Raw genomic sequence first — 15762 nt, 5'->3', positions numbered from 1 at the left:
GAAGACCCCGAATTCGAAACGTTCTACACGAAGAACATCCTGTTGAACGAAGGCATCCGCGCTTGGATGGCTCCGCAAGACCAACCCCACGAAAACTTCATCTTCCCCGAAGAAGTGCTGCCTCGCGGTAACGCACTGTAAGGGCTGAGCGAAGTCTGAATTGAATCAAAGCGATCGCGCGTTTTCTCGTCAAGCCGTTGCGATCGCCTATTGCTCAAATTAACCAGAGACAGATCATGAATGGAGGGTGCGATCGACGCGATCGCACCCTTTTTTTGGTCTCCTGCGGAACTTGTGTGCAGGTGATCGGCCCGATCGGGGCTGGGGTTTTTGGCCATTCCCAGAAAGTTGTGTTAGTCTATCCATAGTCATAATGATTATGACTTAGAGAGAAGTTCACGCCGCCGCCACCTCGCCAGCCTTCCGCACGGGGGCTGACCGGGATGGTGCAACCACAACTAACCCCACCCGTTTTCTTGCGTCTTATGGATCTTTCAAACTCCAACACCGCCAAAAACTTGGCCGATGCCTTCGCTGGCGAATCGATGGCGAATCGGAAATATCTGTTCTTCTCGGAAGTGGTGAAAAAGCTGGGCCTGGGCGACTTGGCCAAGCTGTTTCGGGAAACGGCCAACCAAGAAACGGAACATGCGTTCGCCCACTTTCGGCTGATGCATCCGGAGTTGGTGGTGGACGATCCAGCCAGCCTCAGCGACGAACAAAAGAAGGCGATCGCGGCCCGCTGTTTGGAGCTGGCGATCGAGGGTGAAACCTACGAGTATCAGACCATGTACCCCAACTTTGCCGCCGAAGCCCGGGTCGATCGGGATGGCGAAGCGGAGCGGGAATTCCAAGAACAGGCCGATGAGTCGCGGGAACATGCGGGAATTTTCCGCACGGCCGCCCGCAACTTTGGACTGCTGACCGCGATCGAACATCACCACGCCGACCAATACAGCGAAGCCCTGCGCGGGTTGGACGGTGTGGCTCCGGCAAACAAGGCTGCGGGGAGCAAGTGGATTTGCCGCCAGTGCTCCATGATCTATGACCCCGCTGAGGGCGATCCCGACTCGGGCATTGCTCCGGGGACTCCCTTTGAAGCCATTCCTGATGATTGGGAATGCCCAATTTGCGGCGCGAAGAAGGCCCTGTTCGTGCCCTATCAAGAGTCGATCGCGGCCTAGGCTGGGTCATGGGTCATTAATTTAGATCTACTGAGATCTACTCAGATCTGCAATCAGCCCTGAAATCAACTCTGAAATTAGCTCTAGAAAACAAAAAATAGCTGATTTTCAGTAATTGAATAGCACAATCGAGTGCGCCATTCCAGGTTGGTGAATGGCGCATTTTTTTGGTTTTGTGAGAATCAAGTTGGGTTCAACTGAAAGCGATCGCGCGAAAATTTTGCTAAAAAAACAGCCTGGTTGAGAGGAATGGGCTATATGCTATCTGTATATTACAGTATTCCGATCGGGTAACTGTAGTTAAAGACAAGCTGGGAGTCAAAAGAAATGGGAATCGCGGTTGAGCATGTCTCCAAGTACTATGGCGATTTTCGAGCAGTTGATGATGTTTCGCTAGACATTCAATCGGGTTCTTTGGTTGCGTTGTTGGGGCCATCCGGCTCAGGAAAGTCCACACTCCTCAGAATTATTGCGGGGCTGGAATCCACTGATGCGGGGACAATTTCACTGATTGGGCGGGACGCAACCTATCAAAGCGTCCAAGAGCGAAAAATTGGGTTTGTGTTTCAGCACTATGCGCTGTTTAAGCACATGACCGTTCGGCAAAATATTGCTTTTCCGTTGGAGTTGCGCAAAACTCCGCCGGCTGAAATTCAAGAGCGCGTGAATCGATTGTTGGACTTGATCCAACTGGCGGGCTATGGCAATCGCTATCCTGCGCAATTGTCCGGTGGGCAACGGCAGCGAGTGGCCTTGGCGCGGGCCCTGTCCGTGGAACCCCAGATTTTGCTGCTGGATGAACCGTTCGGTGCTTTGGATGCCAAGGTGCGCAAGGAATTACGAACATGGCTGCATAACCTGCATCGCAATATGAATGTGACCACGGTTTTTGTGACCCACGACCAAGAAGAGGCGATGGAAGTTGCCGATCGAATTGTGGTGATGAACCAAGGCAAAATTGAACAAGTGGGCACGCCTGCGGAAATTTATGACAACCCGGCCTCGCCCTTTGTGATGAGTTTTGTGGGGCCTGTGAATGTGTTGTCTATTTTTCCGGGGTCTGTGTCGCGCTGGGCGGGCGATCGGGTGTGGGAAGACAGCGATAATTGGCGACTCTTTTTGCGGCCCCATGATGTGGAAATTGTGACCGATCCTGTGGATGACAAGGCCTTACCTGCGACGGTCGATCGCATCATGCATTTGGGATGGGAAGTGCAGGTGCATTTGAAACTGGAGAATGGCCCATCTTTGACGGCTTCTGTGAACCGAGATCACTATCACCGACTCCACATTGAACGAGAGCAACAGGTCTACGCACGGCCCCGATCGGTGCGTGTTTTCCCCTTAGCAACCTAGAGAACCAGCACTCAAGAGGATTGCTGAATAGGGTGATCCCTAATGGGATTGTTCGTGAAATCCCTGGATATGCCATTTCGGCGGGTGCGCGATAGAGTGCTCCCGCCCAAATGCCAAATTTTCAAATCGAAGTTTTCAAATCGAAGTTTTCAAATACTAAATATTAATTAGAAACTTGCCAGACTCTAATTCTGGGAACTGGCAGAAATAAGATCAGTGCCAGCAAAACCAGTCTTGGGAATTACTGGAAATAAGCACCCGCAAAACTGTAAATAAGTCCTCCAAAAACAATCGAAGTGATTGCAAAATAAAGCCAATCTTGACGACGCAAAAAAGTGAACCAAGACAGAGCAACCCGAATAATGGGTGTTGCAACTAGCAGCATAATGCCCACTTGAATCCAGCCGCGACCATGACCCGAAAGGGCAGATTTCGCAGCACCCCAAGGGGAGCAAAGTTCCCGAGGTTCTCCTACAAAGACACGGAAGCTGGCTGGCTCACCCCCATGGCGAAAGATATAGATGCAGCCGCCGGCAAAGACGATCGAACTCGCAATGATCATTCCCCACCACAATACGTGGCTAACGGCTAACTCAAGGCTGTGATCGGTGCTTTTTCGAGTTTCTAAATCAACTGGCGAAGATTCCAAGGGAGAAATGGGACTATTCGCTGCAGTCATGGCGATCGCCTGATCGGAAGACTTACCCTTCATCATTGATGTCATCTCCATCGTCACTTGGGCTGCTGTGAATTACGAGCGTTAAAATTCTGTTTGGTCTCAACTTTGCAATTGAGCTGATGAGTTGAAAGTGCGTAATTTCTAAGTAATTAATCCGTTATAAATCATTTTGATTGCTAGGAGCACTAACACAATGGAAAAGAGCCAGCGCAACCATTCTGGCTTGGCTCCAATCAGCACTCTTGCACCGACCATGGCTCCCATCAAAACACCCAACATCACGGGCATTGAGAGGCCGGGATCCACGTAGCCTCGGGATAAATAAACGCCGGCCGACATGGCAGCGGTGACCCCGATCGTGAAGTTGCTGGTGGTGGTGGAAACCTTGAACGGTAAGCCCATGACGCGATCCATGGCCAAGACTTTCAAGGAGCCGGAACCGATGCCGAGCAATCCTGAAAGCAGCCCGGCCACGGCCATTAAGCTAAAACCGGTGGGAACCGAACGAACGGTATAGGCGATTGTTCCTTCTCCGTTGGGGGCGGGGTAGCAGTTATCGAGTTGCAAGCGTTCAGCCAAGGAACCTGGCTCGGTTAATTCGGCTTCCTTGGGGGTGGATTGTTGAGCAAAGAAAGCGGAATAAAGCAGGACGGTTCCTAACACAACGGTCAGGGCTTTGACGGGCACAACGGTGGCTAAGGTGGCTCCTACGAAAGATCCAAGGGTCGTTGCCACTTCTAAAAACATCCCGAGACGTAAGTTGGCAAACCCCGATCGAATGTAGGTTGCGGCGGAACCGGCGGAAGTGGCAATGACAGAAATTAAGGAAGCCCCGATCGCGTAGCGAATATCGACCCCAAAAACCGAGGTGAGCAGAGGCACAATCACCACGCCGCCCCCAAGACCGGTCAAGGCTCCTAAGAATCCGGCCGCGAATGAACCGGCCCAAACTAAGAATGAAAACTCAAAAATATTCACCCCGCCCCATCCTGATGACTAGTAATTAGAGAAAATCCATAGGGAATGGCTGAAAAATAACTGGAGGAATCCGGCTCTTGGTGCTTGGTCACACCAAGGAATTCAGCCATTGTGCTTGGTTGCTGAGTTGAGAAAGTTGGAAGCTAGAAACCAGGTTAATGATGGTATCTGGGCAAGCAAATTTTCAGACTGCTGGTGAATTGTTCACAATCATTTTTCACAGCCACTGTTCGCAGCCACTGTTCGCAGTCAATGATCCAGAGTGATTGATCGCTGTTGAGCATTAATCACTCTGAATCATGAATGACAACTCAACGACGAGTAAGCAAACTTGAAGGGGTTGATGGTAGCTGAACTGGATCCGTGGGGCTGAGGATCAATCGATTGGCCACTTGTGTGATCAGGTAGGCGATCGACCAGCCGCCAATGATGTCACTGGGGAAGTGAACCCCGAGATAGAGCCTTGTCCAGGCAATGAGCAGAACAAAGCCACCACCCAGCCCCGCGATCGACCAACGCCAGACCCATCCATAGGGGCGATCGAGCGGTTGTTGGCTGGAATACAAAGCGCCAAGGGCCAAAACCAACGAGAGGCTAGCGGCCGCGTGGGTGCTGGGAAAGGCCCAATCAGCAGGGTAATGGTCTGGGGCCAGCAGCGAGGGCCAAAGGCTGGGCCTCGCTCGATGCCAAACCACTTTCAGCAGAGTGGCTATGACTGTTGTACCGCCAATCGCACTCATCCAGTAGAGCAACTTACGCCATTGCCGTTGGTTCGCTAGGGACAAAAGACCCATGATGAACAGCGGAAACGTTCCCCAGCGGGTTCCCAGCGGTGTGAGCCAAAGGGCGAGGCGATCGAGCCAAGGGGTGGCCTGTTGATGCAATAGTTCTAAAAACTGCACATCCCAGGGCGCTGGTTGCTGGAGATGGCTAACCAGGTATAGCGCACAAAGTCCTTGAATCGTGACCGCCCCACCGATGCCCAGCAGGTTTAGTTGGGATGATGAATGCTTACCCAAAGTGCTGATCCCCGTGGTGTTTAGCCCATCAGTCATCGGTAGTGAGGGTTGGGGCATCCAGAGGGCGCTGATTAATCACTTTCTGGGACAGGCTGGGCAGCGGCCATTTTGCTTTGCTGGTGTTAACTGCTGCCGTGGGCGCTGTGCTGAGGGTTAATTGGCCCTCGGGATCTTGGCTGATGGTGACGCGCGTGCCGTCAGCAACTTTGAGCGCGGCCAAACCGGTAAATTCCTGATTGGTTCCGTTGGGAAGGGTGGCGATCGCCTTGGTTCCCTTGGGAATCAAAACCCCTTCGCAGTCCCACTCGATCGCGGTGGTTTCCCCATTGGCCAAGAAGTAAAGACCAGCGTTGTAGCGATAGTTGTCCACGTCATCCGGCTCTGGCCCGTAAACTCCAACCACCTGGCCGCTGGTGTTTTCGCATTGGCCCCAGGTCTCGCCGGACTCCAACGCAAAGGTTTGGGCTGTTAGCTGTTCAATTTGTGATTCCAAGGGTTCGGGAATGGCTTCCCCCGCATTCTGCTTTTGCTGACGTTCGGCTGTTAGCTGGTTCAAGGCTTGGCTGGCTGCCAAGTAATCGGAATTTTCACTCAAGGGGCGATCGGCTAAGGCCGGAGGAGCGCAAAGCAAATTAACCACAAAAACCAACAGGCAACCCCCGATCGTCATCCAGCGGCTGAAGGATCCCAAAACCGCCGTTCTCAGTCCTTGCCCGCTTAGAAAATTCTGGACAATCCCTGGGACAAAACCCTTTAAAAACCCTTGGGCAACGTTCATGCTCTTTCCTCTTGATGACTGATTGATGACTGAAAATTCTGCAAATTTCGCAATGCTCTACGTTTCAAACCGATCCCAACTATGGTGGGTGGCTGAACATTAATGCTTGTAAAAAACTGCCCATGATTTCTCGCTTTGGTTTCCCAATTTAGGAAAAATTAAACAACCTGAAAAGGTTCAAAGAACACAAAAAAGCAAAAACTGCTAGCATGGGCATTGACGAGGAAGGCTTTTCATTTGATGCCTAAAACTCTGTTTTGTTGCTGCAAAATCTTGCAATCATTCAAACCGAATTGCTTGGTTTAAGATCACCGCACGGTGGCAGTTAGTAATTTCCACACCAATGCATTGGCTTCAATGCGTTCTCGAACAATGAAATGAGGTGGAAGTTTGAGAAAGATTGCTATTTCGAGTTGCTTTGATTGGTTTAATTCAAGAGTGAGCAATTTAATGAGCAATTTTGCTTGTTGAACCCTTGAAAAACCTGAATTGAAGCAACTAAATCAACGAGCTAGATATAGCCTTTGGTGACTCAAAAAGTCTAACAAAGTCCCCTGATTTTGCCAAGATCTTGAGCTTAAGGAAGCATGAAGGAAAATAGCAGTTGCGGAAGGTTGCTCTCCCAGAAAATTCCTATTCCCAGAGCAATGAAAATCCAAGGAACAAATTGATGACCAAATCGGCTAATCCATTGGGTGATCATGTGATAGCGACTGAACCGGCGTGTTAGCCAACAAAGCAATCCTACGCCTGCAAAGAAAACCCAGAGGATAATGCTGAGTTCCAGCCAGTTGCAGGAGGCAAACAGAGGAATATAAATTCCAATGTTGTCAGCACCGCAGGCAAGCGTAATCATTGTCACTTGGATGACTTGAGGGGATAGCCAAGGCAGCCATTGACGTAGTTTCTTGACTCGATGTCGAAACGCTAAATTGGGCGATCGCTCGGTTAACGCTTGATGCTCAGATCCGAACGAATCTAGTTCAGGAGCGGAGGATTCTGATTCCTGAGATTGAGAAGCGCGCAGTTGCGAAATGCCGATCCCGATCGGGAGAAAGCCCAATAGCCCAATGGACCAGGAAGGGAGCAGTAATCCTCCCCAAAACCCTACCAAGCTGGCTAACACAATCAGACCAAACCCCAGATAGCGCCCGATCAGGATTTGTCGATCGCGGAAGAGCCGATCGGGGCGACCAAACAACACCATCAGCACCACCACATCATCGATATTTGTGGCAATGAAGGAACTGGTTCCCGCCACAAAAGCACTAATCGCTAGCTCAGCCAAGGGGCGCTGATCAATCATGGTGCTCGGACATGATGTTTAGGGCAAAAAGCATTGCAAGAGTCGTAAAAATCGTCGCGATCGTCTCAAGAATCACCCTTTTCGGGAACTTCACTCAGTTGCTGGGGTCGCCAAGTTAAAGCCACCAAACAAGTGCAGCTAGCAGCCAACAAACCCGGACTCATGGCTCCACTATCAAGGATGATATAAATCCCGAGCGCGATGAGTACTAGAGGAACCATGGTTTGACCCCGATGGGCTAACCAATCTGCAATTTGGGCTTGATGGGTGAGTCGATGAGCAATGTAACACCAAACAGGAACCAAAACTAGGAAAACTAGAATGGTTAGAATTAGCTCTGGCACTGAGCTATGGGAAAACAAGGGCGTGTAAATGCCCACATTGTCGCTCCCGTTGGCGATCGTGATGGCTGCGACGCTGAGACTTTGGGGCCCCACTAAATTCATCCAATGGGGTGATGTTCCATCGCCGTCAATGGCTAGGTTTAGTTCTTCATCGGTGGCATCTTCACCCCGGTCAAACAATCTGCCCAGTCCCATGCCGATCGGGATTAGACCCAGCAAACCTAGCCAATGGTGGGGTAAAACCATGCCCCCAAAGAAACCCAACAAACTTGCGCCTACCAGAGCTGAAAACCCTAGATATTGCCCAGCGACCACGTGGTAATGACGAAAATTGGCATTGACCTGAGAAAAAAGCAACATCAGGATTGCAATATCGTCAATGTTTGTGGCTGCAAAGGCAGCAACACTCGTGGGGATTACGGTCAGTAAGTTGTCCATAGGAAAGGGTTGCAGAAGAAGGGACTAGAAGCGAAGTAGAGCCTATCGAGATTGAACCAAGCAATCGATTAGCAGTCAGCATCTTCGGACTCTTCAAACCGGACATAGATCGCTTCGATCGAGTGCTGCATTCGTCGAATCATTTTGGGAGAGCGCGATCGCTGCCAGAAAAACCAGCCACAACCCAAACCTAGGTAAAGCAGAAAGAGCTTGGGAAATGCATCGTAAGGCGCTTCCGGCACGGGAAACCAAGTACTTCCGGGAATTCCGACCATGCCCAAAATTGGCAACATCATGAAACCAGCGCCCAGCAGACCAATGACCCCATCAATGGGTTTTAATTTGCCAATTCGATAGAGATAAACCGGCGCGGCGATCGATACCAAAATGTAGGTCACCAAAAATCCATAGGTACACATCGTGCCCAAATAAGCCATGGATTCGAAGGCCTTAAGACCAAAAATGGTCATTGAAGCAGGCACTAAAAAGAGCAGAACGGAGATGAAAGAAACAGCAATATGGGGCGTGCTATTGGTGTCGTGGGCTTCACCAAAAGCCGAGTGAAAGAGACCATGCCGCGCCATGGTGAAAAAGATGCGAGCAGCAGGATTAATGCTGCCTAAAACACAAGCGAAAAAGCTAGCCAACGCACAAATCCCGATCGCTTGGCCCAGGAATCCAACACCAGCCCAGGTAGCTAAGAAACTGAGAGGCTCTTCATGACCTGCTAAATTTCCTCCGGCATGATTGAACCCCACCACACCGATATAGGCCATAACCAAGAAAAACAACCCCGAAAGCACTGTGCTGCCTAGGACAGCCTTCGGAATACTTGATAGGGGTTTTTGCGCTTCATCCCCAAGAGTGGTGGCACTTTCAAAACCAGAAAAGCCAAAAACCACTAACACTAATCCCATGGCAACACCGCTGGGGGTTGCACCGGCTAAGGTCAACTGTAGTGGATCAAGGGCAAAGCCTGTTTTAGCCCAAACAATTCCCCCCAAGAGCAAAATGAACAGGACAGAAATACCTTCCAAAATCAACAATGTTCTTGCTGATAATTCGATATCTCGGTAGGCGGCATACCAAGCAACCACGGTTCCTAATGCCAGCAGGGTGATGATGTGGGTGTGAATGCCCAAACTGCCTAAAAAGATTTGACCAAAATTGGCAAAGCCACAAAGAACCGCCATCCCCGTGAGCAAATAGCCCAGCAGAAGACCCCAACCACAGATAACACCGGCTGTGGGGCCAAGGCCTTTGGAAATGTAGGTGTAGAGCGATCCGGGAGAGGCGGAACGGCGGGCAAATTGATTGATGTTGATACTGACAAAAATCAGCCCGATCGTTCCCAACAAAAAGCTAAGACAAGTGCCATTTCCCGCCAGGGCAAAGACTAACCCTAAGTTAGCGGCAGGGGTTGTGATCGGAGCAATTACCGCGATGGATTGGCCAAGAACTTCACCAAAGGGTAAACATTCTGCCTTGAGACCGTGAACACTACGGTTCACTGCAAGTTCTGTAGTCATGCGATCCCTCAATGAGACCAGAATACTGAGTGATGAACTGATCTGAAGCCTGAAAGTTATCTGAAGTAAAAGGGATAACTCTCTATGATTGATGACTAGGCATTCATGACTCGTTCAGTCTGTGAATTCTGTTGCTGTTCGTGTTGCATATCGATGTTGCTTTGACAAGTATTTTGGAGCACATCGATCAAATTAACTACAGATTAAGGAGTTGACTGAGTTTAAGCAAATACTGTTTTTTCTCAAAACCATCAATAAAATTGATGAGAACCTCAACAAGCTCGAAATCTTGGTTGAAAGAAGCTAAAAATTCTCGCGATGAACGGAAATTTTGAAAATAGATCGAGATTTTAATTGAAATTTTAAGTTTGGTGAAATGTCTGGAATAACGCTTGATCGGTTGCAAATTTTCTTGGCGGTTGCGGAATATTTACACTTCACGCGAGCCGCAGAGTCCCTTTATCTAACGCAGCCTGCGGTGAGCGCTGCAATTCAGTCCCTAGAAGACAGTTATGGTCTGCGTCTGTTTCATCGCATTGGGCGGCGCGTGGAACTGACAGATGCTGGGCGATTGTTGCAAGCAGAAGCGAGGGACATTCTCGATCGGGTGGCTTTGACAGAACGAGGCTTGCGTGAACTCAATGAAATGCAGCGAGGAGAATTGCATTTGGGGTCTAGCCTCACGATCGGGAATTATTGGCTACCGCGCAAAATTGGAGAGTTTAAGCGTCGCCATCCGGGCATTGTGGTGAATTGCACCCTCGCTAATACTGAGGAAATTTGCACAGGAACGGCGACGGGCGCGTTTGATTTGGGATTAATTGAAGGGGAAGTGTTGCCCTCAACCCAACGGCACTTAGAAAAGGCCATTGTTGGGGGCGATCGCCTAGTGATTGTGGTGGGCCCTTCGCACCCTTGGTTTGAGCTGCCATTTGTGGAAACCCATCAGTTGTCAGAAACGGCTTGGTTAATGCGCGAACCAGGGTCGGGCACTCAACAGCGATTTGAGGAAGCCTTATTGAGTTGGCAGGTGGATCCTTCAAGTTTGCCGATCGCCCTGGTGCTAACCACCGGAGAAATGGTGAAAGTTCTGGTGGAGGAAGGCGTGGGAGCGGCAGCCATTTCAGAACTGATCGTTGAAAAAGAGTTGCAGCTTCGGACTATGCGTGCGGTTCCGATCATTGATCCCGAGCAGTCATCGGTTTTGGAAATTCGTCGCCCCTTTTTGAAGTTGCGCCATCGACAGCGCTTTCAGACCAAAATTTCTCGGGTTTTTGAGCAATTACTAGTCAGTTATTAGTTAGGAATAGACCATTGATCAGCCAATGATGCGTCACTGCTGAGCCAGTGCTGAGCCAGTCGTGCGCCAATGATGGGCGAGACCCGTTGGGTAATTTCCAGATAAAGTACGGTTTTTTGATCGGGATATAGTATTTTAGGTCAAAAGCAACTGCAAAATGCCATTTGCAACTGCGCTAAACCTGGAATTGCTAACCCAATGAGCGCTGTCAATCCCCAACTTCGCCCCCTAGAACTTAAAGAATTGTCCCAGGAATCTTCTGTGGTGCCTCTCCATAGCCAAGCTCAGTACCCCACGACCTTGGCCCTCAGTGATATACAGCTTCCAAGCAGTCAGCCAAGACGGTATTTTGACCCGATCGCCCTCCATAGCCTTGCTCAATCGATCGCCCAATATGGAATTTTGGAGCCGCTGTTAGTTCGTCCCATTGATGAGCGGCGCTATGAATTAGTGGCTGGTGAGCGGCGATATCGCGCGGCCCAAAAGGTTGGTCTATCGCAAGTACCCGTAATTATTCGGGCCCTGAGTGATCGGGAAGCCCTGCGAATTGCCCTTTTGGAGAATTTGCAGCGCGAAGATCTCAACCCGATCGAGGAAACCGAAAGTATTTTAAAATTGCTGTCCCTGGAGCTTCAACAGCCTGCTGAGTCGATCGTTTTGCTGTTGCACCGCTTGCGAAATCAGGCCAAGGGCAAAAAAACTCATAACGTTATGGGTAATGCAGAGCGAGAGACGATTCGCACCATTTTCCAGTCGATCGGAACCATGACTTGGGAGTCCTTTGTCAGCAATCGGCTGCCCCTGCTGAAGCTGCCAGAAGCCATTCTCAATGCGTTGCGCCAAGGTCAGTTGTCCTACACCAAAGCGTTGGCCATTTCCAGAGTTCGGCAACCCAATCAACAAAATCATCTATTACAAGAAGCAATTTCACGAGATTTATCACTCTCCGAAATTCGTAAACAGGTAGCCAGCCTCAACAGTCCTGAAACAACTTCCAACTTACCCAGCTCTCTGCGAGATCGTTGGAGTTATACCTATCGTCGGTTACAGCAGTCGGGAGTTTTGAACGATCCCCTAAAACGGCAAAGGGTAGAATCCTTGATGGCTGAATTAATCACCATTGCAGAGTTAGATGAGTCCCAAGAGATTGAGTGATAGTTTACCGACAAACCGTTTTTTTGTCCATAAACTACGGTTTGTCGGTCGATTTAGTCAAGATTAATGAATGAACTATCTAAAATCCTGTTTAAGGTGCTTTGATCTGATCTCTGAATAATTTTCTGGGTGCAGTTAGGTGCTCTACTAAATGATTGGATGCTTGAAAAAAATTCTGCCTTGTAATGATCATGAAATTTTAAGTTGTTGTTCTCAAGAACCTTAGAAATTTCATGACAATTAAATCTCTTCGCTTCTAGCGGTTTTTCTTAAAACCGTAGCTAACAATGTCTATTGCGCTTACTCTTGGTGTTTTGGCGATCACATTCTTCCTATTCATTGTGGAATGGTTACCCGTTGATATCACAGCAATTGGAATTGCTGTTTTGCTAATTCTCCTAGGACTCATCACTCCCGAAGAGGGAATCGCTGGATTTAGTAATTCAGCAACGATCACGGTTATGGCAATGTTTGTGCTGAGTGCCGCGATCGAACGTACAGGTGCGATTCAAGTGGTCAGTGAATTTCTGCAACAAAAAGGCGGCAAGAATCCAACTCGCCAAATTTTTGTGCTGGGGTCAATTGTGGGGCCGATCACAGCATTTCTGAATAACACAGCCGTGGTGGCGGTGTTTATTCCGATTGTGGAAAATTGGTGCCGAAAACAGAATATCTCTACCTCAAAGCTATTAATTCCGCTGTCCTATGCCACTGTGCTTGGCGGCACGATTACAGTAATTGGCACTTCAACCAATGTGGTGGCTAGTGGACTTTCTAAGCAACTGGGCTATGGAGAATTTGGCCTGTTTGAGTTTGCACCCATGGGCCTGATCGTCTTTGTGATTGGTCTGTGCTACTTGGCACTGGCGGCTCCCAATCTTTTGCCCGATCGACGGAAGCCCGGTGAAATTTCAACCGTTGAAAACTATGGGCTGCGTGATTATTTCAGCGAAATTATTGTGACCCATCAGTCCTCTTTGATTGGGAAATCGCTGCCAGCCAGTGACTTTCATCATCGATATGATCTTGATGTTTTGGAAGTGATTCGCGATGGCATTACCTATAGACCTGTAAGCCACGATTGGCTGTTAATGGCAGGGGATATTTTGCTGGTTCGCTGCAACCGCGATCGCCTGCTGACCCTGAAGGATGAACGGGGGCTGGAAATCCTACCCGATGCCAAATTTTCTCTCGAATCTAACGAGCGATCGATTGCGGAAGCCTTAATTATTTCGAACTCTAGTCTCATCGGCTCTAGCTTACAAGAACTGCGATTTCGGCAACGATATAACTCCACGGTTTTAGCCATTCGTCGTGGACAAGATTGCTTGTGCGAACGGTTGCGGGATGTTCGTTTGCGATTTGGTGATGTTCTATTGGTGCAAGGGCCACATGACAGTTTGCGCGGCCTGCAATCCAGCCCTGAATTATTAGTAGTAGAACCGCGAGAACTGGAACCCTTAAAGCGGGACAAGGCTGGTTTAGCCCTGGCGATCGCCCTAGGAACCGTGCTGGCTGCTGCCACGGAAACGGTTCCCATTTTGGTTAGCGCTCTGGCGGGTGTTGTCTTGGTAATTGCCACGGGAATTTTGCGGCCTCGAGAAATTTACCGAGTCATTCGCTGGGATATTATCTTCCTCCTGGCGGGTCTGATGCCCCTAGGAACCGCTATGGAAAAATCAGGAGCTACTGACTGGTTAGCATCACAATTAACGCAAGTGGGAGGACATCTTTCGGGGTTTTGGCTGTTAGTTTTGTTCTATGGCGTAACAACCCTCTTCACTGAAGCCCTGTCTAATAATGCGGCGGTTTTATTAATGTTGCCCATTGCGGTGAAGGTTGCGGAAACCCTGGAATTCTACACTTTGCCGTTCATGCTGGTGGTGATGTTTGCGGCTTCAAATAGCTACCTAACCCCGATCGGTTATCAAACTAATACAATGGTTTATGGGCCAGGAGGCTACAAATTCTTAGACTTCACCAGGGTAGGAATTCCATTGAACTTAATTCTGACCTTCCTTGTGCCGCTAATGTCAATTTGGTTTTATGGGCTAAACTTAAGTCATTAAAAAATGACTTTGATTCTTGCTGAAACAATGACTTTGGTTAACTCTCAACCAAGCAATGCCAAGTTATTGTGTCTCTCTACCGCAATCCTTTGATCACAACTATGGAATCTATGACTTCCCAACCCTCACCCACCCATCCGTTGCCCATTGATGAATCCCTGAACACAGCCATGAACACCGCCAATGCAACCAATGGGGCAACCCGTCAAGATGCCCAAGCGGTTGCTCAGTTTCAGCAAGAAATTACAGCGGCAGAATCCCAAACGCTGGGATTCAAACTCCTGAAAAAATTGAAAGGTGGGCTGCTGGTTGTTGTGGGCTATCTGCTCTCGCCACTGTGCTGGTGGAATGATTTGATTTTCAATCTGCCGATCGCCTATGGCTTTGGTGCGCTCTGCAATTGGCTAATTCCGCACAGTTTTTTCGGGGGTGCGATCGTGGGCTATTGGCTCTCGAATGTGGTGGGAATTCTGATGATGCAATTTGGGGCGACGGAAATGGTTCAAAAGGAGGATCAAAATAAAAGTTTTCGGAAAACGCTGGTCACAGGATTGCTGTCTTCCACGGCCTATACAATTTTGGTGGTGGCGTTGGTGCAGTTCGGAATCCTAACCTTGCCGGATGGTTTGAGCTTTCAAGAGTAGCAATCCCTTTCCTAGCGATTTGGGGTGGAATTTACAGCCTTGGGCGGAGATTCTAGGTTAAAGAGCTTTAATCCTTCGCTACCAATGATGGTCGGTAATTGACCATTCCACCGCTCGATCGCCTGGCGTTGAATTAACTCTGGGGTCAGGTGTTCTTTGAGGAGTCGTTGTGCTTCGGCCTCACCCCTGGCCCAATTAACCCTTGCTTCCGCTTCTCGGGCGGCTTTCAGGGTCAAAAACTCCGCTCGCTTGGCTTCCTGTTCCGCAATTTGCTTGGCTTCGACAGCTTCACTGAAGCGATCGGAAAAATTGACATGAACCAGCGAAATATCATCAACAAAAATATGATATCCCCGTAGCCGATTGCTCAGCAGTTGGTCTACGGCTCCCTTCACTTCTTCCCGGCGGGTGATAATTTCTTCCGCCGTGTACTTGGCCATGACGGCTTTTAAAACTTCCTCAACGGCGGGATCAATGGCTCGATCGACCACAGCCAGTTCATCCCCGAGCTGTTGGAACGCTAAATTAACTTCATCGGGAACCAAATGCCAATTCAAGACCACATCGGTTTCAATTTCTTGCAAATCTTTAGAAGAGGCTTCGGCTGAAATTTCACGCTTTTGAACGCGAACAGTTAATTTTTTAACGGCTTCCGCGATCGGGATGATCGGATGTAGGCCTTCATTGAGAATTTGAGGCTGCACCTGACCAAAACGGAGCACCACGCCCCGCTCCCCGGCCGAGATAATGACCAGCGGTTGCAGGATAATCAGGGTCAAAAAAAGAGCCGCAAATAATCGAATAATTTTTAATTGAGAGATATGTTTTAGGGAACTAATGAAAATCATTAAGGGTTGCTAAAATGGGCGCTTTCGGAAGATTTTTCTATTCTAACGTTGATCTTGAAACTCCTTGAGCTGAAAAATTGTGCTGAATCGCTTTTTGAGGGGGTAACTAAGGAACTGATTTGCGAACTGATTTGC

The 15762-nt window shown here is 49.1% G+C and carries 15 protein-coding genes and 1 pseudogene; 8 read left to right on the top strand and 8 right to left on the bottom strand.

Annotated elements, in window-relative coordinates; genetic code table 11:
• From H6G52_RS18085 to H6G52_RS18075, 4 genes and pseudogenes are all read left to right on the top strand, one after another.
• Positions 1 to 141: pseudogene (locus H6G52_RS18085) on the top strand (photosystem II protein D2); the annotation flags it as partial.
• Between the two features lie 95 nt (positions 142 to 236).
• Positions 237 to 368, top strand: a complete 132-nt coding sequence (locus H6G52_RS18875) for a hypothetical protein (protein WP_255508563.1) — start codon at positions 237 to 239, stop codon at positions 366 to 368.
• A gap of 117 nt (positions 369 to 485) precedes the next feature.
• Entirely contained in the window at positions 486 to 1184 is a 699-nt protein-coding gene (locus H6G52_RS19215; RefSeq protein ID WP_190530170.1) for a rubrerythrin family protein, read from the top strand.
• Positions 1185 to 1511: 327 nt separating this feature from the next.
• The gene (locus H6G52_RS18075) at positions 1512 to 2540 is read left to right on the top strand and encodes a sulfate/molybdate ABC transporter ATP-binding protein (protein WP_099534534.1); all 1029 of its coding nucleotides are present in this window, start codon (positions 1512 to 1514) and stop codon (positions 2538 to 2540) included.
• A 241-nt stretch (positions 2541 to 2781) separates the two neighbouring features.
• On the opposite strand, the gene H6G52_RS18070 is transcribed toward H6G52_RS18075, so the two are convergent.
• The 7 genes from H6G52_RS18070 to H6G52_RS18040 form a co-directional block, all read right to left on the bottom strand.
• The gene (locus H6G52_RS18070) at positions 2782 to 3255 is read right to left on the bottom strand and encodes a DUF1634 domain-containing protein (RefSeq protein WP_242026490.1); all 474 of its coding nucleotides are present in this window, start codon (positions 3253 to 3255) and stop codon (positions 2782 to 2784) included.
• A 105-nt stretch (positions 3256 to 3360) separates the two neighbouring features.
• Positions 3361 to 4197, bottom strand: a complete 837-nt coding sequence (locus H6G52_RS18065; protein ID WP_190356272.1) for a sulfite exporter TauE/SafE family protein — start codon at positions 4195 to 4197, stop codon at positions 3361 to 3363.
• A 311-nt stretch (positions 4198 to 4508) separates the two neighbouring features.
• Positions 4509 to 5252, bottom strand: a complete 744-nt coding sequence (locus tag H6G52_RS18060; protein ID WP_190530168.1) for a phosphatase PAP2 family protein — start codon at positions 5250 to 5252, stop codon at positions 4509 to 4511.
• Positions 5245 to 5994, bottom strand: coding sequence for a hypothetical protein (locus H6G52_RS18055; protein ID WP_190530166.1), 750 nt, complete (start codon positions 5992 to 5994; stop codon positions 5245 to 5247). Before H6G52_RS18055 ends, H6G52_RS18060 begins: the two co-directional genes overlap by 8 nt.
• Positions 5995 to 6571: 577 nt before the next feature.
• Positions 6572 to 7300 carry a cadmium resistance transporter gene (locus H6G52_RS18050; protein ID WP_190530164.1) on the bottom strand — a complete coding sequence of 243 codons (729 nt, stop codon included), beginning with the start codon at positions 7298 to 7300 and terminating at the stop codon, positions 6572 to 6574.
• Between the two features lie 65 nt (positions 7301 to 7365).
• Positions 7366 to 8082 carry a cadmium resistance transporter gene (locus H6G52_RS18045; RefSeq protein WP_190356268.1) on the bottom strand — a complete coding sequence of 239 codons (717 nt, stop codon included), beginning with the start codon at positions 8080 to 8082 and terminating at the stop codon, positions 7366 to 7368.
• Between the two features lie 68 nt (positions 8083 to 8150).
• Positions 8151 to 9611: an APC family permease gene (locus tag H6G52_RS18040; RefSeq protein ID WP_099534541.1), complete on the bottom strand. Its 1461-nt coding sequence runs from the start codon at positions 9609 to 9611 to the stop codon at positions 8151 to 8153.
• A gap of 376 nt (positions 9612 to 9987) precedes the next feature.
• Here H6G52_RS18040 and H6G52_RS18035 point away from each other — a divergent pair, with 376 nt between their 5' ends.
• From H6G52_RS18035 to H6G52_RS18020, 4 genes are all read left to right on the top strand, one after another.
• Complete coding sequence (locus H6G52_RS18035) at positions 9988 to 10911, top strand: LysR substrate-binding domain-containing protein (RefSeq protein WP_190530162.1); 924 nt, start codon at positions 9988 to 9990, stop codon at positions 10909 to 10911.
• A 198-nt stretch (positions 10912 to 11109) separates the two neighbouring features.
• The gene (locus H6G52_RS18870) at positions 11110 to 12066 is read left to right on the top strand and encodes a ParB/RepB/Spo0J family partition protein (RefSeq protein WP_190356266.1); all 957 of its coding nucleotides are present in this window, start codon (positions 11110 to 11112) and stop codon (positions 12064 to 12066) included.
• Positions 12067 to 12353: 287 nt separating this feature from the next.
• Entirely contained in the window at positions 12354 to 14135 is a 1782-nt protein-coding gene (locus tag H6G52_RS18025; protein ID WP_099534544.1) for an SLC13 family permease, read from the top strand.
• A 110-nt stretch (positions 14136 to 14245) separates the two neighbouring features.
• Positions 14246 to 14779 (top strand): hypothetical protein, encoded by a 534-nt coding sequence (locus H6G52_RS18020; protein WP_242026489.1) that lies wholly within the window; start codon positions 14246 to 14248, stop codon positions 14777 to 14779.
• 11 nt (positions 14780 to 14790) lie between these two features.
• On the opposite strand, the gene H6G52_RS18015 is transcribed toward H6G52_RS18020, so the two are convergent.
• Positions 14791 to 15627 (bottom strand): prohibitin family protein, encoded by an 837-nt coding sequence (locus H6G52_RS18015; RefSeq protein WP_190530160.1) that lies wholly within the window; start codon positions 15625 to 15627, stop codon positions 14791 to 14793.
• Positions 15628 to 15762 lie beyond the last annotated feature (135 nt).

Origin of the sequence: Limnothrix sp. FACHB-881 (assembly GCF_014698135.1) — a bacterium.
GTDB lineage: Bacteria > Cyanobacteriota > Cyanobacteriia > CACIAM-69d > CACIAM-69d > CACIAM-69d.
The sequence above is the reverse complement of the archived record's forward strand: the minus strand, read 5'-3'. Positions and strand labels throughout refer to the sequence as shown.

Excerpts from the sequence above, each read along its gene's own strand:
- H6G52_RS18060 (WP_190530168.1), bottom strand. The coding sequence starts at position 5,252 with ATGACTGATGGGCTAAACACCACGGGGATCAGCACTTTGGGTAAGCAT.
- H6G52_RS18020 (WP_242026489.1), top strand. The coding sequence starts at position 14,246 with ATGACTTCCCAACCCTCACCCACCCATCCGTTGCCCATTGATGAATCC.
- H6G52_RS18055 (WP_190530166.1), bottom strand. The coding sequence starts at position 5,994 with ATGAACGTTGCCCAAGGGTTTTTAAAGGGTTTTGTCCCAGGGATTGTC.
- H6G52_RS18875 (WP_255508563.1), top strand. The coding sequence starts at position 237 with ATGAATGGAGGGTGCGATCGACGCGATCGCACCCTTTTTTTGGTCTCC.
- H6G52_RS18045 (WP_190356268.1), bottom strand. The coding sequence starts at position 8,082 with ATGGACAACTTACTGACCGTAATCCCCACGAGTGTTGCTGCCTTTGCA.
- H6G52_RS18040 (WP_099534541.1), bottom strand. The coding sequence starts at position 9,611 with ATGACTACAGAACTTGCAGTGAACCGTAGTGTTCACGGTCTCAAGGCA.
- H6G52_RS18025 (WP_099534544.1), top strand. The coding sequence starts at position 12,354 with ATGTCTATTGCGCTTACTCTTGGTGTTTTGGCGATCACATTCTTCCTA.
- H6G52_RS18070 (WP_242026490.1), bottom strand. The coding sequence starts at position 3,255 with ATGATGAAGGGTAAGTCTTCCGATCAGGCGATCGCCATGACTGCAGCG.
- H6G52_RS18015 (WP_190530160.1), bottom strand. The coding sequence starts at position 15,627 with ATGATTTTCATTAGTTCCCTAAAACATATCTCTCAATTAAAAATTATT.
- H6G52_RS18075 (WP_099534534.1), top strand. The coding sequence starts at position 1,512 with ATGGGAATCGCGGTTGAGCATGTCTCCAAGTACTATGGCGATTTTCGA.
- H6G52_RS18050 (WP_190530164.1), bottom strand. The coding sequence starts at position 7,300 with ATGATTGATCAGCGCCCCTTGGCTGAGCTAGCGATTAGTGCTTTTGTG.
- H6G52_RS18035 (WP_190530162.1), top strand. The coding sequence starts at position 9,988 with ATGTCTGGAATAACGCTTGATCGGTTGCAAATTTTCTTGGCGGTTGCG.
- H6G52_RS18870 (WP_190356266.1), top strand. The coding sequence starts at position 11,110 with ATGAGCGCTGTCAATCCCCAACTTCGCCCCCTAGAACTTAAAGAATTG.
- H6G52_RS19215 (WP_190530170.1), top strand. The coding sequence starts at position 486 with ATGGATCTTTCAAACTCCAACACCGCCAAAAACTTGGCCGATGCCTTC.